The sequence below is a fragment of the Natronobeatus ordinarius genome (assembly GCF_024362485.1).
Taxonomy (GTDB): Archaea; Halobacteriota; Halobacteria; order Halobacteriales; family Natrialbaceae; genus Natronobeatus; species Natronobeatus ordinarius.
Window position 1 is genome coordinate 339,866 of the sequence record NZ_CP101456.1, and the last position, 19,865, is coordinate 359,730.

Annotated in this window: 19 protein-coding genes; 11 read left to right on the forward strand and 8 right to left on the reverse strand. The window is 64.5% G+C overall.

Annotated elements, in window-relative coordinates:
* Window positions 1-36: 36 nt before the first annotated feature.
* The gene (locus NMQ09_RS01820) at window positions 37-1,263 is read right to left on the reverse strand and encodes an AI-2E family transporter (RefSeq protein ID WP_255192749.1); all 1,227 of its coding nucleotides are present in this window, start codon (window positions 1,261-1,263) and stop codon (window positions 37-39) included.
* Between the two features lie 91 nt (window positions 1,264-1,354).
* Between NMQ09_RS01820 and NMQ09_RS01825 the strand changes: the two genes are divergently transcribed.
* A complete protein-coding gene (locus NMQ09_RS01825) occupies window positions 1,355-2,482 on the forward strand; it encodes a thiamine ABC transporter substrate-binding protein (RefSeq protein WP_255192750.1) in 1,128 nt (375 codons plus the stop codon).
* A 124-nt stretch (window positions 2,483-2,606) separates the two neighbouring features.
* Here the strand turns inward: NMQ09_RS01825 and NMQ09_RS01830 are convergent, their stop codons facing one another.
* From NMQ09_RS01830 to NMQ09_RS01840, 3 genes are all read right to left on the reverse strand, one after another.
* On the reverse strand, window positions 2,607-3,269 hold the full coding sequence (locus tag NMQ09_RS01830) for a helix-turn-helix domain-containing protein (protein ID WP_255192751.1): 663 nt from the start codon (window positions 3,267-3,269) through the stop codon (window positions 2,607-2,609).
* Window positions 3,270-3,367: 98 nt separating this feature from the next.
* Window positions 3,368-5,740, reverse strand: coding sequence for an ATP-dependent DNA helicase (locus NMQ09_RS01835; RefSeq protein ID WP_255192752.1), 2,373 nt, complete (start codon window positions 5,738-5,740; stop codon window positions 3,368-3,370).
* A gap of 93 nt (window positions 5,741-5,833) precedes the next feature.
* The gene (locus NMQ09_RS01840; protein ID WP_255192753.1) at window positions 5,834-6,718 is read right to left on the reverse strand and encodes a hypothetical protein; all 885 of its coding nucleotides are present in this window, start codon (window positions 6,716-6,718) and stop codon (window positions 5,834-5,836) included.
* Window positions 6,719-6,860: 142 nt separating this feature from the next.
* On the opposite strand from NMQ09_RS01840, the gene NMQ09_RS01845 reads away from it, so the two are divergent.
* Window positions 6,861-7,442, forward strand: a complete 582-nt coding sequence (locus NMQ09_RS01845) for a DUF1684 domain-containing protein (protein WP_255192754.1) — start codon at window positions 6,861-6,863, stop codon at window positions 7,440-7,442.
* Window positions 7,443-7,475: 33 nt separating this feature from the next.
* Here the strand turns inward: NMQ09_RS01845 and NMQ09_RS01850 are convergent, their stop codons facing one another.
* Both NMQ09_RS01850 and NMQ09_RS01855 read right to left on the reverse strand, forming a co-directional pair.
* Complete coding sequence (locus NMQ09_RS01850; RefSeq protein WP_255192755.1) at window positions 7,476-7,778, reverse strand: DUF7967 family protein; 303 nt, start codon at window positions 7,776-7,778, stop codon at window positions 7,476-7,478.
* Window positions 7,779-7,838: 60 nt separating this feature from the next.
* Window positions 7,839-8,519 (reverse strand): class I SAM-dependent methyltransferase, encoded by a 681-nt coding sequence (locus NMQ09_RS01855; protein WP_255192756.1) that lies wholly within the window; start codon window positions 8,517-8,519, stop codon window positions 7,839-7,841.
* A gap of 220 nt (window positions 8,520-8,739) precedes the next feature.
* Here NMQ09_RS01855 and NMQ09_RS01860 point away from each other — a divergent pair, with 220 nt between their 5' ends.
* The 3 genes from NMQ09_RS01860 to NMQ09_RS01870 all read left to right on the forward strand — a co-directional run bounded on the left by NMQ09_RS01860 (window position 8,740) and on the right by NMQ09_RS01870 (window position 12,170).
* The gene (locus tag NMQ09_RS01860) at window positions 8,740-9,786 is read left to right on the forward strand and encodes an ABC transporter substrate-binding protein (RefSeq protein WP_255192757.1); all 1,047 of its coding nucleotides are present in this window, start codon (window positions 8,740-8,742) and stop codon (window positions 9,784-9,786) included.
* A gap of 148 nt (window positions 9,787-9,934) precedes the next feature.
* Window positions 9,935-11,437 carry an ABC transporter permease gene (locus tag NMQ09_RS01865; protein ID WP_255194540.1) on the forward strand — a complete coding sequence of 501 codons (1,503 nt, stop codon included), beginning with the start codon at window positions 9,935-9,937 and terminating at the stop codon, window positions 11,435-11,437.
* A 154-nt stretch (window positions 11,438-11,591) separates the two neighbouring features.
* Window positions 11,592-12,170 (forward strand): DUF7090 family protein, encoded by a 579-nt coding sequence (locus NMQ09_RS01870; protein ID WP_255192758.1) that lies wholly within the window; start codon window positions 11,592-11,594, stop codon window positions 12,168-12,170.
* Window positions 12,171-12,256: 86 nt separating this feature from the next.
* Here NMQ09_RS01870 and NMQ09_RS01875 read toward each other — a convergent pair whose 3' ends face one another.
* A complete protein-coding gene (locus tag NMQ09_RS01875) occupies window positions 12,257-14,011 on the reverse strand; it encodes a Cdc6/Cdc18 family protein (protein ID WP_255192759.1) in 1,755 nt (584 codons plus the stop codon).
* An 873-nt stretch (window positions 14,012-14,884) separates the two neighbouring features.
* Between NMQ09_RS01875 and NMQ09_RS01880 the strand changes: the two genes are divergently transcribed.
* The 6 genes from NMQ09_RS01880 (at window position 14,885) to NMQ09_RS01900 (ending at window position 18,972) form a co-directional block, all read left to right on the forward strand.
* A complete protein-coding gene (locus NMQ09_RS01880) occupies window positions 14,885-15,049 on the forward strand; it encodes a hypothetical protein (RefSeq protein WP_255192760.1) in 165 nt (54 codons plus the stop codon).
* Window positions 15,050-15,926: 877 nt separating this feature from the next.
* The gene (locus tag NMQ09_RS01885) at window positions 15,927-16,565 is read left to right on the forward strand and encodes an Era-like GTP-binding protein (protein ID WP_255192761.1); all 639 of its coding nucleotides are present in this window, start codon (window positions 15,927-15,929) and stop codon (window positions 16,563-16,565) included.
* A gap of 4 nt (window positions 16,566-16,569) precedes the next feature.
* On the forward strand, window positions 16,570-16,962 hold the full coding sequence (locus NMQ09_RS01890) for a DUF2073 domain-containing protein (protein ID WP_255194541.1): 393 nt from the start codon (window positions 16,570-16,572) through the stop codon (window positions 16,960-16,962).
* A complete protein-coding gene (locus NMQ09_RS01895) occupies window positions 16,962-17,882 on the forward strand; it encodes an OapC/ArvC family zinc-ribbon domain-containing protein (RefSeq protein WP_255192762.1) in 921 nt (306 codons plus the stop codon). The genes NMQ09_RS01890 and NMQ09_RS01895 overlap by 1 nt, the downstream gene beginning before the upstream one ends.
* Window positions 17,883-18,100: 218 nt before the next feature.
* Window positions 18,101-18,190: a hypothetical protein gene (locus NMQ09_RS21130; protein ID WP_425607251.1), complete on the forward strand. Its 90-nt coding sequence runs from the start codon at window positions 18,101-18,103 to the stop codon at window positions 18,188-18,190.
* Window positions 18,190-18,972: a DUF7089 family protein gene (locus tag NMQ09_RS01900; RefSeq protein ID WP_255192763.1), complete on the forward strand. Its 783-nt coding sequence runs from the start codon at window positions 18,190-18,192 to the stop codon at window positions 18,970-18,972. Before NMQ09_RS21130 ends, NMQ09_RS01900 begins: the two co-directional genes overlap by 1 nt.
* Window positions 18,973-19,002: 30 nt before the next feature.
* Here NMQ09_RS01900 and NMQ09_RS01905 read toward each other — a convergent pair whose 3' ends face one another.
* On the reverse strand, window positions 19,003-19,800 hold the full coding sequence (locus NMQ09_RS01905; RefSeq protein ID WP_425607252.1) for a S24/S26 family peptidase: 798 nt from the start codon (window positions 19,798-19,800) through the stop codon (window positions 19,003-19,005).
* Window positions 19,801-19,865: the final 65 nt, after the last annotated feature.

Below are 19,865 nucleotides of genomic sequence, written 5' to 3' on the forward strand. Positions count from 1 at the left end.
ACGTGATACGTCTGGCCGCAAAAAAGCGAGGGACGGTCAGGGAGACGGTGGCTCGCCGCTTTCGGTGAAGTCCTCGCGAGCCTGTGAACGAGGGGTCGTCGAACCGTGTTCGACAGCGTCCTCGCGAGTCCCATCCTCGAACGCCCCCTCGTGGGCGTCGACCTCGATCGCGTCTTCGCGGGCCTTCTGCAGGGACGATTCCAGGTCGACGTCGAATGCGTCCTCCCCGTGGGCCGCCTCGACGGAGTCGAGTTCGGCCTCGATCAGCCTGGCCTCGCGATCGTTGACCTCCTCGGACAGCAGGGAGACGGCCTCGACGAACACCGCGACGATCACCGGCCCGACGACGATACCGATCGCCCCCAGCGTGAACAGTCCACCGGTGAAGCCGACGAAGTAGAGGCTACCCGGCATCCCTGCGGAGCGTCGCGCCAGCCGGGGTCTGACGGTGACGTCCGGCCCCCAGGCGATCAACACGACGCCGAGGACGCCGACGAGGACGCCCCGGACGACGTCGCCGGCGATCACGACCTCATAGAGCGCGAGCGGAACGACGAGCAGGCTCGGGCCGATGATGGGAACGAACTGCAGGATGGCAGCGATCAACGCCAGCGTGAACGGCGCCTCGTACTCGAGGAGCCAGAACAACGGGTAACCGACGAGCAACGTCACCACGGCGGTCGCCAGCTGGAGAACGTAGATGGCGTACAGCGTCTCTCGGATCCGAAGCCCGAGCGCGTAGACGACGTCGCGATACTCGTGCGGGACCGGCGCAACCGTCGCGCGGATCGCGTCGTCGGCTTTCAACAACAGCGCAAACAGCAAGATGACGAAGAGGGCAAACTTCACCGCCAGCTCGGGCGCGGCAGTCGCGAGCGAGATGGCGAGCGTCTGGACCTGCCCGACCGCCCACGCCTGGGCCTCGACGGTCTCGATCGAAAGCGACCCCCCGGCGACCGTTACCGTCACCTCCTCGGGGAGCAGTTCGAGGACGGCGATCAACTCGTCTCGACGGACGTAGAGGGTGTACACGATCGGGGAGAAGACCGCTACCGCCCCCAGAAACCCGATCAGCGTCGCGACGACTCCGGCGGTCCACGCCGAGAGGCCCCGCCTGACCAGCCAGCCGTGAACCGGCAGGAGAACGTACGCCACGGTGAGCGCGAAGAGAATCGTGCCCAGGACCTCGAGCAGGATGGCACCCGTCACGAGGCCGAGAACGACCACGATCCCGGCCAGGACGTGTCGGCGGGTGGCAGTCACGAACGTGGATCACACTCAGGCAATAAATTCTTTCTCGTCGCACGACCGTCGAGACGGGATCCTTAAGGCTATTCGGAGTGACACGTTTGTAATGAACCGACGAACCGTCCTGCACGCCCTGGGGTGTGGGGCCGCCGTCGGGTTCGCCGGCTGTCAGGCCCGGGAGGACGACGAGGAAGAGCCCGTCGAGGAAGCCGAGGATACGCTCGTCGTCGCCACGGTCGAGTCGATCGTCGAGCCGGTCGACAAACGCGACGCGGCCGACGACGAGGACGACGAGACGGAAGAGTCCGCAGGTGAGTGGCTCAGAGCGGCTTTCGAGGAGGCGTACGACGTCGACCTCGAGTGGACGGTTCCCGAGGACGGAGTCAACCACTACGTCCAGCGTGCCCGGCAGGACGCGGTGATCGAACCCGACGTCTACCTCGGACTCACCGTCGACGACCTCGCATTCGTCGACGAGGAACTCGGCGCTGGCGGACTGTTCGATCCCCTCGAGCGCGATCGACTCGAGCGGGACGGCCGCGTCCAGGCGGCCTACGACTTCGGCGATCCGTTCGATCGCGTGATACCCTACGGGACGGAGTACGTCAGCCTCGTCTTCGACGAGGCCGCGGTCGATCCGCCGAAGACGTTCGTCGATCTCACCGATCCCGCCTACGAGGGGACGCTGCTCGTCCCGAACGCCCGGCGATCTGTGCTCGGCCGGTCGTTTCTGTTCTGGACGATCGACGCCGTCGGCGAGGACGGCTACGTCGAGTACTGGAACGAACTGCTCGAAAACGACGTTCGTCTCCTCCCCAGCCGGCGAGAAACCGCCGACGCGTACCTGAGGGGAGATCGCCCGATGGCCGTCTCTCACTCTGCGGTCCGGGTCGCCGCCGTCGAAGCCGATCGCGATCTCTCACGGTACCAGGTTTCGTTTCTCGACGAACAGGGGTACGCGAACGTTGGAGGGATGGCAGTCTTCGCAGACCCCAGCACTCCCGACCTGGCGGCCGACTTCCTCGACTTCGTGCTCTCGAGGGAGGTCCAGTCGGAACTCGCCTCCCGAACCCACCGCTTTCCCGCCGTCACCGACGAGTACGTCGACCTCGAGCCGCCGTTCGCCGAGTACGCACTCGAACCGCCCGACGCCGCGATGCTCCGCTACGACGACCTCGAGGGGAGCCTCGACGGGTGGCTCGATACCTGGGCGCAGCTCGTCGCAGGCAGGTAAGGCGAGTCGCAGACGCCGGCCGACCGAGCGCGGCGGACGGGACTGATACTCGTCGGAGCTCGCCCGATCGCCAGCCCCAAGAGACGCGTTGTCCTCGTCCGATCGCCAGTCGCGAGAGTCGGCGCTACAGCGTCGTCCGTTCGTCGTCGGTGTCGGCGGCGTCCATCGCGTCGACCAGTTCGTGGACCAGTTTCGACTCGACTGCCGAGAGCCGCTGGGAAACCGCCGACCGCGAGACGCCGAACCGGTCGGCGAGCGCTCCGAGGTCGGTTCGTCGCGGACGCTCGTAGTAGCCGGATTCGACGGCAACCCGGAGCGTCTCTCGCTGGATCGCGGTCAGATCGTCGATTACGAGTTCGAACGAGGGACGATCAGTATCGACGTCACCACTGGTCGCGCGCTCGAGGGTCACCGTCGCGCCGTGGGCTCTGAGGGAAGTGACGATCGCCGCGAGTTCGTCACGGTCCGTCGTCGAGAGCGAGACGAAAAGCGCGCCGTCTTCGACCGAGTCGACCGACGCCACGCAGTTGTGGCGGCGAAAGACCGGGCAGACACAGCCGTCGCCGACGGTCGCCTCGAGAAACAGTCGGTCGTGGTCGTCACCAACTGTTGCCCGACACAGACGAGTGTCGCCGTCGACGACGTCCTGGGTGACCGTCCCGCGCTGCGGTCCCGATTCGAGAACTGGACAGGCGGCCTCAGGCGACGGTTCGACTCTGAGCACAGCCTGAATGGGAGCTGTAGCGGGTGTCGATTGGCGATCGTCGGTCGTGTCAGCGCGGGACATTCGGACCGACGTATGGATCCACGTTCAAAAACCGTCGGGGGCAATTCTCAGGCAGTAGGAACCCGCGGGATCGAGTGAGAAACGACGTGCAACAGCAGCTACAACTCGAGTCGGGCCCGAAATCGCTCGAGACCGAACTCGAGCATGTCGGGACTGACCGGCTGGAACTCGTCGTCCTCGGGGAGGTACGGACGAACGGAATCCCAGCTGTCCCGGGCGTAGCGCTCGTCGAGCAGCACCCGGACACCGACGTCGTCGGGGCCGCGGATCACGCGGCCGATCGCCTGGCGAGCCTTTCTGACTGCTGGAACCGTCAGTGCGTACGTAAAGCCGTCCCCGAACTCGTCGTCGTAGGCCCGCCGGACCGCCTTCGTCCGCGGGCTCGCGGTGTTAACGATGGGGACGCCACAGATCACCGCCGCCGAGAGCCGGTCGCCGCTGTAGTCGACGCCCTCCGTGAGCGTGCCCCGGAGGCTCGTCACGAGCACCTTCCCCTCGCCGGCGAAGAAGTCGTCTTTCAGCGACTCGGTCGCGGCGTCGCCGCTCGAGGCGTCGAGCAGGACGGGCTTGTCGATCCGCTCCTCGAGGATCCCTGCGGCCCACTCGGCCTCGCCGTAACTCGGCATGCCGACGAGGACGTTTCCGGGGAGGGTGGCGACCCGCGAGATCGCGTCGGCGTAGGCCAGCCGCGTCGGGTTCTCCTCGCCGGGTCGGCCGCGATTGTCGTAGGTGAACTTCGGAACGGCGACGGCGAAGCTCTCGCGGTTCTCCTCGGGGAAGTGCAGTCCGTACCGTCGTTCGGTGACCGGCCGCCCCTCCTCGCGCTCGAGATAGCCAAGCCCCGTCACCTCGGCGAACGCCTCGACGGGCTCGAGGGTCGCACTCATCAGGACGCCGCCGCCGAAGGCCGCCAGTCGAGACCCGATGGCGTCACTCGGCACGCAGTTGTGCAGCGCGAGACGGGCGTTGTAGGCGCGCCGCCAGGCGTCGGCGGGTTCGGTGTCGTCCCAGGTTCGCTCGAGTTCGATCTCGCGGAAGTGATCCACGTGCCCCCGCCGGTACCACTCGCCGAGAACGCGGCCAGCCGCAGGGGCGGCCCGCGTTCGCTCTTCGTCCTCCGCCTCGTTCAGGATGCGCGCGACGACCGCGCCGACGTGTTCGGCCCGGACCCAGATCGCGTCGCTGTACCCCGCCCGCCTCGCCCACTCACTCAGCTCGTCCTCGCTCGGCACGGCGGGATCGCGAAGCGGGAGCTCGGCGTCCTCGAGCGCGGTGAGGTCGGACTTCCAGCCCGGCTGGTGACGGTCGAGGTGGGCTCGCACGCGCCGGTCGAGCTCCGTGCGCAGGTCGGTGACGAACGATCGCGTCTGCTCGAGTTCGTCGAACGAGACCTCAGAGTCGGCCAGCTCCGCCCGCACGAGGTCGGCGTCGGCGGTCATCGAGCCACCCTCGGCCCGCCGGCCCTCTCGCTCGAACTGGACGGGCTGGATCACCCGCGTGAGTTCGGTTTCCGCGTCCCGGAGCGTGGTGTCCGAAACCGACTCGCTCACGAGGTCGCGCACCCGTGGCTCGAGCATATGGGCCTCGTCGCAGACGACGAACGTCGACTCGTCACAGAGCGCGCCCGTGAACGCCGCAGTCGTCTGCGGGTCGAAGGCGTGGTAGTAGTTGCCGATCACGACCTCGACGTGGCCGAGGGCCGCACCCATCACCGAATGGGGGCAGGTGCCGGCACGAGCCGAGCGGGCGACGAGTTCGTCGGGCGTGATCAGTCCCGTCTCCGTGACGTCGAACGGGACGGCTTCGGCCGGGTCGCCGTCGCCGTCGTCGGGGAGGTCCTCGAGGTAGCGTGCGTAGAACGGACAGTACTCGACCTCGCTGCCGGCGGGACCGCCGTCGCTGTACGCCGGGAGTTCGGGTGGGTACGGCGTCGGTTCGCCCGCCGTTTCGAGAAAGCGCGCGCCACCCCCGCGACGCCCGCTGTCGGCGAGCCCGATCTGCTGGCTGCGGGCGCGGGCGGCGAGGTCGCCCGCGGTCGTCACGCCGCCCTCGCCGGTCAGGTCGCGAGTGCGGTCGCGCAGGGTCTCACACCGGTCGTAGACGTTCCCGTCGTCGATCCCGCCCGCCCCCTCGCGGTTGTACGGACAGACGTCGGCCTTTCCGACGAGGGTGAGCCCCGAGATCGGGTCCCAGCCGTCGGGGAGGTTCGCGTTGATCGTCTCCAGATCCGCCTCGAACTGGCGCAGTTGCTGTTTGACGCTCGTGAGCACGAACACGCGCTTGAAGTCGGTGTCCGGATCGCGCACGAGGTGGATCCCCGCGGTGAGGGCGATCATCGTCTTGCCCGTCCCGCAGGCGCCCTCGATCACGGTGTAGCCGCCGTCTCGAGCGGTCCCGATCGCGGCCTCGATGCCGTCGACCTGCTCGTCGTAGGGCTCGTCGTGGCCGAAGATCGCGCGCCAGTCGGTCATTCCTGCCGTACTCGTCGCCGGTCGGTCATGAGGTTGACGGACCGAAGTTGCGACGTCATCTGTTATAAACACTCGTTCGAAGCGGCGAGTCGCTCACCGGTCGCTCTCCACACTCCGATCGCCGCGGCGGTGGGCCACTCGAGCGGTCACCACGCCGCCGTCGTCCCGCGAATCGACGTCGACGACGTCGTCGAGTTCGACGTATCGCCGCGTTCGAACCGCCAGATCGAACGTCGATGCCGTAATCACGCCGAGGACGGGAACGCCGACCAGCGAGTAGACGCCGATGGAGACCAACACCGCGCTGTCGTACTGGCTACCGGCGGTGAGGAATCCGACGAACGTCGCCACCGCGAGCGCGGCGAAGACTGGAAGCGTGACGACGAACAGACGCGGAACGCATCCGGCCGCGTCGACGCGGGTTCGGCTCCTTGCGACCGCCGACTCCACGTCGCCCTCGTCTTCGAGCACGAGCGCGTGCGGGAGAAACGTAACGCGTCGACGCCACGTGCCGTGCGACGTCGTGTCAACGAGGTCCCACCGGGACCAGCGGGCAACTCCCGGGAGATACCGACCGACGTACCCGAGGGAGAGCCACCGCAGAGCCGCCCATCGGAACAGCGGTCTCCAGGCGTCGACGACCGCCTCGGCCGTCGCCGGCTGCTCCTCGCGGAGCCGACGGCCAATCACGTGGATCGCCGCCGCCCTCGAGCAGACCCAGATGCCGAGACAACACAGCAACACCGCGCCGAGATACGCCACGAAGAGCGCCGTTCCGAGGGCGACGAGCCAGACAGGGACGACCAGCGGACCCACCAAGACGCCGACCGCGAGGTAGCCGACGGCCGACACGCCGGCAATGCCGACCATCGCCACACCGGCCGCGAGGAGGCCACCGACGAACGCGTATCCCACCGCAGCGGGCGCCCGTCGCAAGGTAGCGATCGCCTCCCGGAAGGCGGTGATCGTCGGGACCATCGTGTGTCCAGTTCGAGTCCTGATACTTATATCGCCAGGTCATGTCGTCGAGCGGACTACTCGAGAACTCGACTGGCGAACGGAACGCCGTCCAGCCGCCGGAAACCACAACCCATTCCCCGTCCTGGGAGCTAACCCTACCATGACCGATCCGTTCGACGCCGACACCTGGGCGACCGAACTCGAGGACAAACGCGCGGAGAAAGACCGCTTTTTCGACGAGCACCCGCAGTCGCCGATCCCGCCCGAAGAGCGCGAGGCGTTCGACGGACTCGCCTACTTCGATCCCGACCCGGCCTACCGCGTGAGCGCAACCGTGACGGTCCACGACGACCCGGAGGCCGATCCCGTGCCGATGGCGACCACCGCCGGGCGAGAGGTACGATACCTGCGGGTGGCGACGCTCACCTTCGACCTCGAGCGAGACGACGACGATCTCGCGGACGGCACCTACGAGCTCCACGCCTACCAGCAGCGACCCGGCGGCGACGAACCGCTCTTCGTCCCGTTCCGGGACAAGACGACCGGCCAGCAAACCTACGAGGGCGGGCGGTACATGGAACTTGAGGCCGACCGCGACCTGGAGATCGGCGATGAGATCGTCCTCGATCTGAACCTCGCGTATTCGCCCTTCTGTGCCTACAGCGAGACGTTCGACTGCCCGAAGCCGCCCGAGGAGAACTGGCTCGAGGTGGCGATTCCGGCGGGCGAGCGCGTGGAATAACAGGACGGGTACCGGTTCGGCTCCGGCGGGTGATCAGATGACGTCGTCGGGATCGTGGTCGTTTGCCATTCGTTGGGCTTCGGCGGCGTACTGGTCGCGTACCTCAGGGTCGTCGACCGTACCGAGATTCTCCGGATCGGCGTCGACCGCTGCGGTCGTCTCCCGGGCGTCGGTAAAGGAGGTGAGCGCCCGCTCTTTGCGGAAGTAGCGCCGACCATCTGTGGTGGCGTAGGTGAGGATGATGAGGTTCTGCTCGTCGTCGGAGTACGTCCGCTCGACGAGCCACACGCGAACGCCGTCGTCGGTGAGGTCGGCCTCGTCGTGGTCGTCTCGCATGGTGAACGGTTCGCGAGCGAGTCGGAAGTGGGTACTGGTGGAGACGGAGGACGGGTCCGCCTACGGCGCGACGCCGACGGTGAGCAGCGTCCCGAACTCGCGGTAGCGTTCGACCATCGCCTCGCGGGTGTCCCACTCGTCGGTGGGAAACGCCGACTCGTCGGGGATCTCGGTCTCGAGGTCCGGGATACGGTCCTGTTCGGCGACGTACAGGCCCGCTTCACGAAACGCCTCGCGGTACTCCGCGTGGCTCCAGCGAGTCATCTCCACGGAGATCTTGTCCTGCCACCCGTGGGAGTGGACGTTCTCCTCGTAGTAGTTGACCGCACAGTAGAACGTGCCGCCAGAACGGAGGACGCGGGCGATCTCCTCGAGCGTCTCGTGGGGGTCGGCGGCGTAGTAGAACGCCTCCATCGACCAGACGTGGTCGATCGAGTCGTCGGCGAACGGCAGGTGGCCGAAGTCGCCGACGACGTAGCCAACCTGCGGGTCGTCGGTGTAACTGGCGGCGTTGCGGGCCATCTCCGGCGCGCCGTCGAGGCCGTAGACTCGCCCCGCGTCGGCGGTGTCCCGAAGCGCACGCCCGGCGTAGCCGCTGCCACAGCCAAGGTCGAGGACGACGTCCCCGGGTTCGACCGGCATCCGGGCGAGCGCGTGCTTCGCCGTGTGCCAGTGGCGTGCTTCCATCCCTCGGTCCCTGCCCTCTGCTGCCCAGGCGTCGAACTCCTCGCGAACGCTCATGGACGAGGGCACGCGTGCACGCCACTAAACTGAACAGGTTCGTAGTTCGCTTCAGGTTCGGTTCGTATCGGGTGCGTCGAACCCGTCTGCTCACACCGTCGTCGCCGTTCGAGGGTGGCCACCAGAACGCTCTTTAGGCCGGCAACTGAAGCACGTCTCGAGGGTTTTAGGCCGGCCAAAATCGGAAGCTATTTGTGTTTTAGGTTGGCCTAAACTAGATATGGGACTTAGACACGGAGACGAGCCCCAGAGTCGGGGGTCGATCGGCAGACGACGGTTTCTCGCGGCGACGGGACTCACGGTCTCGAGCGCGGCGCTCGCGGGCTGTTTCGGCGGGAACGACGCAGATCTCACGATCTTCTCCGGTCGAACGGAAGACCAGATCGAGCCAATCTTCCGTGAGGTCGAGGATCGCCTCGAGATAACGATCGCCGACCGGTACGGGAGTTCCGAGGGGATGGTCGGCGAGATCGTCGAGGCGGGCGAGGGCAGCGGCGCCGACCTCTTCTACACGCAGGACTCGGGGACGCTCGGCGCGCTCAAGGCCGAAGGCCGAACCGCCGACCTCTCGGACGCCGCTGTCGACGCAGTCCCCGAAGCGTACCGCGATCCCGACGGGACGTGGGTCGGCGTTTCCGGGCGCACGCGGGCGATCGCGTACAACACCGATCGCTGGGCCGCCGAAGAGCTGCCGAACGACATCTTCGCCTACGCGGAGGACGACCGCTTCGACGGTGAGCTAGGCTGGCGCGTTGACTCCGGTTCGTTCCTCTCATTCATGCGTGCCATGATGATCGAGTACGGCGAGGACGCCACCCGCGAGTGGGTCGAGGGGCTCCAGGCGCTCGGCATCACGAACAACGAGGGCGGGATGACCACCCCACAGCAGATCGCGAACGGCGAGCTCTCGGTCGGCTTCGTCAACCACTACTACGTCGGCCGGCTGCTCGAGGACGACCCCGATGCGCCGATCAACGTCACGTTCACCAACGGTGACGTCGGCGCGCTGTTCAACGTCTCCGGGGTCGCCCTCGTCGACACGGCGGACGACGTCGACCTCGCCCGGGAGGTTGTCGAAGAGTTCCTCGCCGAGGGGGTTCAGGAGCTGTTCGTCGAACTCAACGCCGAGTATCCGGTCGTCGACGGTGTCGAGTACACCGGCGACATGCCGGGTCCAGACGAGCTCAACCCGCCGACGTTCGACCTGAACGACCTCGCCGACGTCGACCCCGCGAGCGACCTCCTCCGGGAGACCGGCGTCCTCTGATTTAGGAAGGCCTAAACCTTCGCGTTCGATACGATCACCCGTGAGCGACAGCCGGCCGACCTCGGAACGAACGCCGACAGCCCTCGGACGGGCCGACCACGCGCTCGGACTCACGCTCCTGAGCGGCGCCGTCGCCGCCTTGATTGCGATGCCGCTGCTCTGGATCTTCGTTCGGGCCGCGGAGGTCGACCCCGGCCGCGCCGTCGACATTCTGATCAGGCCGCGCTCGCTCGAGATCGTCGCCAACAGCCTGGCGTTGATGGCCGGCGTAACGATCCTCTCAGTGTTGATCGGCGTCCCCCTCGCCTGGCTCACCGTCCGGACCGACCTGCCTTTCTCGCGGTTCTGGACGGTCGTCGTCGCCCTCCCGCTCGCGATCCCGAGCTACCTCGGGGCGCTCGCGTACCTCGACGTCTTCGGACCGCACGGCCGACTGCAGTCGCTGCTCGAGCCGTTCGGCGTCACCTCCCTGCCCGAGATCTACGGCCTCGGTGGGGCGATCCTCGTCATCACCCTCTACACCTACCCGTACGTCTACCTCACCACGCGCGCGGCGCTGAAGACCTTCGACAAGACGCTCGTCGACGCCGCTCGGACGCTCGAGCACGGCTACCGCGAGACGTTTCGGCGCGTAACGCTCCCCCAGATCCGGCCCGCGATCACCGCCGGCGCGCTGCTCGTCGCGCTTTATGCGATCTCGGACTTCGGGACGCCCGCGTTCATGCGCCTCGACGTCTTCACCCGCCAGATCTACGTCGAGTACCGCGGCTGGAACCTCGATTACGCCGCCATGCTCTCGATCCAGCTGATCGTCGTAACCGTCTTCATCCTCGCTCTCGAGTCACGCGTTCGCGGTCGTGAACGACTCTACACCGGATCAGGGGGCGGGAGCGGCAGCACGAACGTCGTCGAACTCGGGCGGTGGCGCTGGCCCGCGACCGCCTTCTGCGCACTCGTGGCGATCGCAACGCTCGTCCTGCCGGTGTTCGTCTTCGCGTCGTGGCTGATCACCGGCGCGGCGAGCGAGGTCGACGCCTACCGGTTCCGGCTCGAGTACGCGTTCAACTCGGCCGCCGTATCGACTGCGGCGGCGGCCGTCGCCGCCCTGGCGGCGCTGCCGGTCGCGTACCTGGCCGCCCGGTACGACACGCTTGCTGGCCACCTCTTCGAACGGGCGACGTACGTCGGCTACGCCGTCCCGGGGATCGTCATCGGCCTCGCACTCGTCTTCTTCGGCGCGAACTACGCCGCGTGGCTCTTCCCGTCGATCCCGCTGCTCGTGTTCGCCTACGTCGTCCGTTTCATCCCCCAGTCCGTCGGGAGCACGCGAACCTCGGTCCTGCAGGTCAACCCGAGGCTCACCGAAGCCTCCCGGACTCTCGGTCGAGGGTCGCTCGAGACCTTCCGATCGGTTACGCTCCCGATCATCGCCCCGGGGATCGTCGCGGGCGCCGCGCTGGTCTTCCTGACGACGATGAAAGAACTCCCCGCGACGCTCCTGCTCAGACCCACCGGCTTCGACACCCTCGTCACCCACATCTGGCGGGCCGAACAGGCGGCCTATATGAGCCACGCCGCCGTCCCCGCGTTCGTTATCCTGCTCGTCTCGGGCGTCTCAATGTGGATCATCCTCCGGCAGGAGAACGTCTGAGACGGCTGGTCGTCACTGGGCGACGGGATAGTACGAGTCGGATGATCGTTCGGTTGCCGTCGAAATCGCTCGAGTGTGGTCGAACCGCGCGCGACGATCGAGTCGAGCAGACACCCGCACTCTTAAGTTGGTTCCAGAACTTGTTGCGTTCAATATGGAGTATTCGCTCGAGATCGATGGGACGCCCGAAACGGTACCCGGGGGGACGGGGATTCTCTTGTTGCACCCGAGTACGGGCGAAACGGACCGCATGGACACCGACTTTCTGAAGACCGACACCGACCGCTTCTTCGTCGTCTCCACGCGAACCACCGCCCGCGAGGTCAAACAGAAACTCGAGTATTACGACGTCGACGAATCGCGCGCCGAGATCCTCGACACTCTCAGTATCGAGCGCGGCTACTCCCGGCGCACGAGCGATCACGTCCACTACGTCGCCGCACCGGACGACGTCGACGGCATCGTCGAACAGGTCCGGCGCTTCCTCGAGCGACACGACGGCAAACTCCGCATCAGCTTCGACTCGGTCACCGAACTGGCCTACTACGCCGGCGAAGAAGACGCACTCGAGGCGACCGAACGGCTGCTGACGCTGCTCGCAGAGCACGACGCGATCGGTCTCTTCCACCTCTCCGAGGAGGTGCACGACGCCGACGTCGTCGACGACTTCCGCTCGCTCTTCGACGGCATCGTCGACCTCGACGAGGACGGTAACGTCACGGCGACGTTCTGATCGTCGATCCGAAGTCACTGACTCGAAACCGGAGCAGGGGACCGTTTCGAGTGGAACGGTCGGTCGTTCCGTCGTCGAACGACTGGTCAGTTGTCGAACCGGGCCTGGACGAACGGCTGCACGTCGTCGATCTCCGAGAGCCGAGAGTCGGAGAGAAGGACGACCTCGGTGTCCTCGAGCGGCACCGAGAGGCTGATCTCCTTGGTCCGACCGTAGCGTCCCTTCGAGACGACGACGGCGTTGACGATGCCGAGCATGTCGAGTTCGCTGATGAGGTCGGTTACGCGACGCTGGGTGAGGACGTCGGCGTCGATCTCCTCACAGAGCCGTTTGTAGATGTTGTACACCTCACCCGTGTTGATGCTGTGAACGCCGTTTTTCTCGAGCAGGATGATCGAAAAGAGGACGAGCTTGCTCTGGGTGGGGAGCGTCCGGACGACCTCGACGACGCGGTCGAGTTCGATCTTGTCCTGGGCCTGGCGAACGTGTTCTTCGACGACCGTCTCCGACTGGGAACGTTCGGCCAGTTCGCCCGCGGTTCTGAGGAGGTCGAGCGCGCGCCGGGCGTCGCCGTGTTCCTGGGCCGCGAAGGCGGCACACAGCGGGATGACGTCCGGCGAGAGGGCCCCCTCCTCGAACGCCACTTCCGATCGGTGCTGGAGGATGTCCCGTAGCTGGTTCGCGTCGTATGGCGGGAAGACGATCTCCTCCTCGCCGAGACTCGACTTGACGCGCGGGTCGAGAAAGTCCGTGAACTTGAGGTCGTTGCTGATGCCGATGATCGACACTCGCGAGTTCTGCAGCTCCGAGTTCATCCGCGAGAGGTTGTAGAGCGTGTCGTCACCCGACTTCTCGACGAGTTTGTCGATCTCGTCGAGCATGATCACGACCACGCGCTCTGAGTAGTCGACGGCCTCGAAGAAGACGCTGTAAACGCGATCGGTCGGCCAGCCGGTCATCGGCACCTCCTCGAAGGAGTCTCGGTCGTCCTCGAGACGCTCGATCTGCGCGTCCACCTCGGCGACCGACGAGAACGGCGTCTCCGCGAGCGGGTTGGTATCCTCCGGCCTCGAGTCGACTGGCGACTCCTCACCGGCCACTCCCGCTGCTCGACCGTCCGATCCAGACCCCTTTGTTTCGACTGGAGAATCAGACGACTGCGATGGACTGTCATCGCCACGTGAAACAGTGGAAGTCGAACTCGAGGACGGTCCGTCACCGAACTCGAACGGGCTCGCGTCGTCGGCCGAGGTCGAAGGCTCGTCGGTGGCGCGATCTGCGTCGTCGTCGACGGACGTTTCGTACGCCTCGACCGCCTTGAGAAGCGATTCGAGCGAGGCGATTCGGTCGTCGATCACCCGTTCGTTCTCCTCGATGAACTTGTTCGCGAGCTGGGCGAGCACGCGGTACTGCGTGTCGGTTACCTCGCAGTTGATGTACTCGACGTCACACGGAACCCGGTACTTCGTGGAGGTGGTCTCGAGTTCCTTGCTGACGAACTTCGCGCTCGCCGTCTTTCCCGTTCCGGTCTTCCCGTAGATGAGGATGTTCGACGGCGTCTCCCCGCGGAGTGCGGCGACCAGAATCGTCGCCATCTTGTTGATCTGGTCGTTTCGGTGGGGGAGTTCGTGTGGGGTGTAGGACGGACGGAGCACTTCCTTGTTTTCGAAGATCGGCTCGCCGCTCAGCAGGTCGTCGAACAACCCCTGGTTGGAGTTCTCCTCGAACAGCCCCTGGCTCGAGTCGTCGTCAGCCTCCTCGGCACCTGTGGCGAATCCGTGGGGAGAATCGAGGTCGATCTCTCGACTCGAACCCGCCCGCTGTGAGTTTTCGTCAGACATCCGTCGTACACGCACCCCTTCGTTTCCCGTGGAATACCGACTCGAGAGGTCGATTTCGGCCTCTTTCAGTCTCGTTACGGTCAGTATATGTCTCCGTCGACAGTTCCCGAGTCCAGTTGATGCAAGCGAAGCAGAGGAACACATCGGTATTAAATTCTTCCCTTCAGTGATCACAGATGGTCAGCATACTCGAGTGAGCCGTGGGTTTCCACGCTGCAGTCAGTCGATTAGCAGTAATCAGCTCGAATGGGAAGTGGCAAAATATGGGGGTGTGGAAGTGCGAGACATGCCAGTTTCAACTCGAGAATCGATCGTCTCACTCGAGGTGAACGGAGGCCCTCGAATCGACAACAACCCGATAAGAGACGGCGGGCAATTTCCGGTCGACTGGGCGGGTTCCGACCACCGTGGAACGACTCGGGCACCGAGCACTCGAGTGGCCGGTGTCACTGAACGTCAGAAAACGTGACCGGTGTGAAGACTGGGAGAAGTCGATGGAGACGGTGAGTAGGAGAGAAGATTGGAAGGGTGTAGAATGAGTTGTGAGATTACGTACTGTGGTTTGCGCGTACGCGGTAATCCGGTAGAGTTGAGACAGCAGGTAGAGTTAACCGGTAGGTTTCCAGTATTTAGAGAGTTGGCAGTCACGCTGTGAACAACCAGTCGTCCAGTAGAACTCGCTTCAGATGCCATTGAGAGACATTGGCGGGACACGGAGCCGAAAGGGAGACGTGGATAGGCTCATCGAACACAGTCTCGATGTGTTCGAAGTGGCTGGCGGAAGTCGAAAGGAGGTTACAGCTGAAGGAGGTCGGCTGGTGGTTGGCGTACGTTCGTCGTTGGTGTACGCCCGTCGCCTCGAGTGGTGCGTTCGTGACGAGTGGTGCGTTCGTGACGAGTGGTGCGTTCGTGACGAGTGGTGCGTTCGTGACGAGTGGTGCGTTCGTGACGAGTGGTGCGTTCGTGACGAGTGGTGCGTTCGTGACGAGTGGTGCGTTCGTGACGAGTGGTGCGTTCGTGACGAGTGGTGGTGAGTGAGTAAGCCGTGGTGAGTGAACGATCGGCTCACGTGTCGAAGCTCATTCCGCATGATGATTGCTTCCGCGATAGCAATATTCGTGATGGCTATACTTACGGCAGTGACGCGACGGTGACGCGGTAGTGATGCCCACGACATGAGTTATCACTAGACGCTCCACGCCCCCCACCCCTTCGTTTCTACTGGAACCTCCCGAGAGAGGGACCGGGTGGGGGATGGATTCTAGGACGGGAAGATTCAAGTAGATAGGGTAGAAACAGTATCCGCAGTCCTAGCAGAAAAACCAATTTCCTAGAAGATTCGATTTTAGTTACTAGGCTTTACTAGAAATATCGCTTTTTAAGCTCTGAGTTACTAGAACAGTCGTAACCACTGAATTCTCTGCTTCTGCGGCTTCTCGTCGCTCCTCGAGTCGAAACTGAGCCCTCAAGGCGTCGTGAACGCCCCAACTTCGCCACGATCACCCGGACACCGTTCTCGGTTTCCAGTCGAAATGGAGGGGTGGGGGTCTACGCGAGATACCTAGTAGCATATTAACTCCACATACTCAACCACCCTGATACACTACCACATCACTATGCGTACCGGTTCCACTGTGCCTCCGTTTCGTTTGGACGGTTTTTCGTTTCGTTTGCAGCCGGTGTCGGTCAACTTCGACACCCCGTCCGACGTAGCGATCTCGTTTCTTGGATGCATTAACGTTCGATATTCGTTCACGATGATCGTACAGTTCGCTCGAGTGACTGCTTCTCGTTTCTATCCCTCCGACCGATAATTCCGTACTATTGGTTATTAAACACGTCTGACGTAGGCTTAAGTGAATCGAGCGCAGTACTACGCTCATACAGCACCCCGTGGTGCCGGAGGACCCCAAGGATGGGACTGTTTACAGGACTCAAAGATAGCATTTCCCGCGTTACGGATCGCCTGTTCTCGGATCAGGAACCGAAGCGGATCGGAATCTACGGGCCGCCCAACGCAGGGAAGACGACGTTAGCGAATCGTATCGCTCGAGACTGGACCGGCGATGCGATCGGGAAGGAAAGTCACATCGCACACGAGACGCGCCGGGCCCGACGAAAGGAAAACGTCGAGATCGAACGGAACGGCAAGTCGGTCACGATCGACATCGTCGACACGCCGGGTGTGACAACGAAAGTCGACTACGAGGAGTTCACCGACGAGATGGAAAAAGACGACGCCATCCGTCGGTCACGTGAGGCGACCGAAGGGGTCGCCGAAGCGATGCACTGGCTTCGTGAAGACGTCGACGGCGTCATCTACGTTCTCGACAGTGCCGAAGACCCCATCACGCAGGTTAACACGATGTTGATCGGGATCATCGAATCCCGCGACCTCCCGGTACTCATCTTCGCGAACAAGATCGACTTACCGGAGTCGAGCGTCAAACGGATCGAGGACGCCTTCCCCCAGCACAAGACTGTCCCGCTCTCTGCCAAGGAGGGGGACAACATGGACGAAGTGTACGACAACATCGCGGAGTACTTCGGGTGATATGATGCCGGAAGCCACAGGGAAGGACGACGGTGACGGGATCCAGATCGACCTCATCAGCGGCCAGCGGATGGACGAACTGGCCACGATGGAGAAGATCCGAATGATTCTCGACGGGGTTCACGAAGGGAAGATCGTTATCCTCGAGGAGGGGCTCACTCCCGACGAGGAGAGTAAACTCATCGAGGTGACGATGAGCGAGATCAGCCCCGACGAGTTCAACGGCATCGAAATCGAGACCTATCCGAAGTCCGGTTCGGGTGACTCGTCGCTACTCGGACGGCTGATGGGGAGTGACGACTCGAGTGCCAAACTGACCGTGATCGGGCCGGCCAACCGAATCGAGACGCTCCACAAGGACGAGACGCTCATCAGCGCGTTCGTGTCTAGAAACTGATGCCCCACCAGTGTACGACCTGCGGTCGGACGTTCGCAGATGGCTCGAAGGAGATGCTCTCGGGCTGTCCAGACTGTGGTGGCAACAAGTTCCAGTTCGTGCCCAGTGACGGGGAAACGGGTGACACCGCCTCCGGGGACGGATCGACCGACGACAGCCGCTCCCGAGAGTCGGACGGCGTTCCCGACTGGGTGTCGAGTGCAACCACTGGCGCGCCCGATCCCGACTCGAGTGCCCGTTCGGATGACCTCTCGTGGCCCCCGGCCGAGACCGCCACCGAGTCGGCACCGTTCGACGGGTTTTCGGAGTGGCCGGACAGCGCTCGCCGACCCGAAGACCGTTCCTCGAGCGACGCCGACCAGTCGACGGCGCCCCAGCCACGGACCGACGCGGCGGAGGTCGCCGACGACGGCACCGAGGACACGGCGCAGGCGGACGCCCGTAGTTCGGTCGTTGCTCCAGACGAACTGCCGGCTGCACCGGAACGCGCACACGAGCCACCGGAACGCGAACGCGGTTCAGCGACGAGTGAACGCGGTTCAGCGACGAGTGAACGCGGTTCAGCGACGAGTGAACGCGGTTCAGCGACGAGTGAACGCGGTTCAGCGACGAGTGAACGCGGTTCAGCGACGAGTGAACGCGGTTCAGCGACGAGTGAACGCGGTTCAGCGACGAACGAACACGAGCACGAGCCACCGGAACACGGACGCGTCATCAGCGAACCCTCCGGTGACCGACCGTCGCTCGAGGAACTTCGTGAGGAACTCAACGAGCAGTTCGAGAGCATCAAAATCGTCCGTCCCGGGGAGTACGAACTCAATCTGATGGAGCTCTACAATCGCGAAGAACACATCGTCTCCTTGCAAGAGGACGGTCGGTACGTCATCGAAGTCCCAGATTCCTGGCGCGACGGTGAGTGACGGTCACTCCGGGTTCAGCACTCGAGTAGTAGCTCTCTCTGCAAAGAACCCTGTTATTTCCCCTCCAGAACTCCCTCGTTAGTCCCTGACACACCGATCTGTCCTCGATCCTCTTCCACCTGAAATGGTGGTCGCTGGTTCTGGAACGTGGCGGTGCATCACGGGCGAGCGATCGGGAGAAGGATGGATTTAAGCGATCCGGCCGATAGCTCTCGAGTATGAGCACTGCAACCAAGGTCGTCCTCGCAACGCTCGGTGCGTCGGCGCTGCTGGCGATTCTGGCGATCGTTCAGAACCTCTTCGTCTGATGTTCGAGTCCCGGGAGATTTCGGGCCCGGTCGAGGCCGTCCGTGCCGAGTACACCCCCGACGTCCTCGTCTTCGACTGCACGCGGGACTTCGAGACGCTCCCGCCGGCGGAAGCCGAGGACCTCGGACTCGTCGTCGACGCGCTCGAACCGGCGAGTTACCCGGCGTCGTGGCTCCCATCGGATGCCCCGACGCTCCTCCAGCGGTACGCGAGCGGTGACTTCACCATCGGAATGCCGGGTGACGGCAGCGTCGTCTGGACGCGTCAGACCGACCCGCCTGTCCTGTTAGTAAAACCTCGGATCCAGGGATCGCCCGAGTCGTTCATCGACTTCCTCCTCGCGGAGGCGCTCGTCGAGGTCGGCCTCGAGATCCCGGAACACTTCCTCGGCTTCTTCGAGGAGGGATACCGCGAGCTCGACGCAGCGGTGGCGCTCGATCCCAACGGTACGTACCAGATCGCCGCCGCGCTGTACGACGGCTGGACGGGGCTGTCGACTCGTGAGGCGTTTACGACGTGGCACGACGACCACCCCGAACTCGCCGACGCGTGGCAGGACGCGGGGGCGCGACTCGAAGATCGCGTCTCGGGCCTCCCTGGAGCTGTCGCGCGCGGCGAGACGGATTTCGCCGACGCCACCGAACTCGCCTGTGCGGCGATCAAACACGCCATCGAACTCCCGGCCCCGTTCGCGGCGCTCGAGACCGACGCCTACCGCGATCACGGACCCGAGTACGCGATCAAGTGGGCGGAGAAAACGTTCGAGGCGCTCGCCGAGTGAGTCGGTGAACGCTGTCGACACTGAATCGAGTCACCAGCTCCCGGGACGTCGGCTGCCGGCGAACGCCACAGCGCTCGCGACGGTCACGAGTCCGAGTTGTGCGCCGTCGCCGAGTGACCAGCCTGGGAGGGCACTCGAACCGGACGTCGTGAGCGGGAGGGACGTGCTCGTGAGCGGAGTTGGCGAACTGAGCAGCAACTCGTCGACCGCGAGTCGGACGTGTCCGAGCCACGGGACGCGAAGCATACCTTTTCCGGTGACCCACGCTGGCTTTACGACGTCCGTCCTGGCACCGCCGACCGCCTGGTCGTAGCCGCTGTTCGCGTCACCTTTCGTGATGAAGCCGTCGTGGTTGGCCGGACAGGTTGCGAGCTGTCCGCAGCTGGCTCCACCGACGTAGTCGGGGTTGGCCTTCGTCTCGACCCAGTTTTCACCTTCCTCGACCCAGAAGTGGACGCGGTGGATGACCGGCGTCTGGAACTCGCTGCCGTCGGGTTTGAAGATAACGACGTCGCCGGGTTTGCCGAACTTCTCGTGGCTGCCACCGGCGCCGTTGTCGTAGGTGACGATGCCGGTTCCGTCGATGGGGTCGTCGCCGACGTACCGATCGTCGTCGACGACGAAGATCAGGTCACCGCGCTGCATGTTCGGCTCCATACTGCCGCTCTCGACGGCGACCAGCGGCGGCCAGGCGCCGCTGAGGCCGAACAGCACCAATCCCACGAAGGCGACGATCGCGACGCTGGTCAGCACGTCACGGATCGCGACGATTCGGCCGTCGTCGGTCTTCAGGAACCAGCGGAGGACGCCGTCGTCCTCGATCGTCACGGCGTCAGCGTTCCTGCGAGAGCCGGTGTTTCTGGGCGGCTGTGAGTTTCCGGATGACCGTGAGT

Bases quoted from the DNA above. Each gene is read 5' to 3' on its own strand.
- NMQ09_RS01825 (WP_255192750.1), top strand. From the start codon at position 1,355: ATGAACCGACGAACCGTCCTGCACGCCCTGGGGTGTGGGGCCGCCGTC.
- NMQ09_RS01830 (WP_255192751.1), bottom strand. From the start codon at position 3,269: ATGTCCCGCGCTGACACGACCGACGATCGCCAATCGACACCCGCTACA.
- NMQ09_RS01835 (WP_255192752.1), bottom strand. From the start codon at position 5,740: ATGACCGACTGGCGCGCGATCTTCGGCCACGACGAGCCCTACGACGAG.
- NMQ09_RS01840 (WP_255192753.1), bottom strand. From the start codon at position 6,718: ATGGTCCCGACGATCACCGCCTTCCGGGAGGCGATCGCTACCTTGCGA.
- NMQ09_RS01845 (WP_255192754.1), top strand. From the start codon at position 6,861: ATGACCGATCCGTTCGACGCCGACACCTGGGCGACCGAACTCGAGGAC.
- NMQ09_RS01850 (WP_255192755.1), bottom strand. From the start codon at position 7,778: ATGCGAGACGACCACGACGAGGCCGACCTCACCGACGACGGCGTTCGC.
- NMQ09_RS01855 (WP_255192756.1), bottom strand. From the start codon at position 8,519: ATGAGCGTTCGCGAGGAGTTCGACGCCTGGGCAGCAGAGGGCAGGGAC.
- NMQ09_RS01860 (WP_255192757.1), top strand. From the start codon at position 8,740: ATGGGACTTAGACACGGAGACGAGCCCCAGAGTCGGGGGTCGATCGGC.
- NMQ09_RS01865 (WP_255194540.1), top strand. From the start codon at position 9,935: ATGCCGCTGCTCTGGATCTTCGTTCGGGCCGCGGAGGTCGACCCCGGC.
- NMQ09_RS01870 (WP_255192758.1), top strand. From the start codon at position 11,592: ATGGAGTATTCGCTCGAGATCGATGGGACGCCCGAAACGGTACCCGGG.
- NMQ09_RS01875 (WP_255192759.1), bottom strand. From the start codon at position 14,011: ATGTCTGACGAAAACTCACAGCGGGCGGGTTCGAGTCGAGAGATCGAC.
- NMQ09_RS01885 (WP_255192761.1), top strand. From the start codon at position 15,927: ATGGGACTGTTTACAGGACTCAAAGATAGCATTTCCCGCGTTACGGAT.
- NMQ09_RS01890 (WP_255194541.1), top strand. From the start codon at position 16,570: ATGCCGGAAGCCACAGGGAAGGACGACGGTGACGGGATCCAGATCGAC.
- NMQ09_RS01895 (WP_255192762.1), top strand. From the start codon at position 16,962: ATGCCCCACCAGTGTACGACCTGCGGTCGGACGTTCGCAGATGGCTCG.
- NMQ09_RS21130 (WP_425607251.1), top strand. From the start codon at position 18,101: ATGAGCACTGCAACCAAGGTCGTCCTCGCAACGCTCGGTGCGTCGGCG.
- NMQ09_RS01900 (WP_255192763.1), top strand. From the start codon at position 18,190: ATGTTCGAGTCCCGGGAGATTTCGGGCCCGGTCGAGGCCGTCCGTGCC.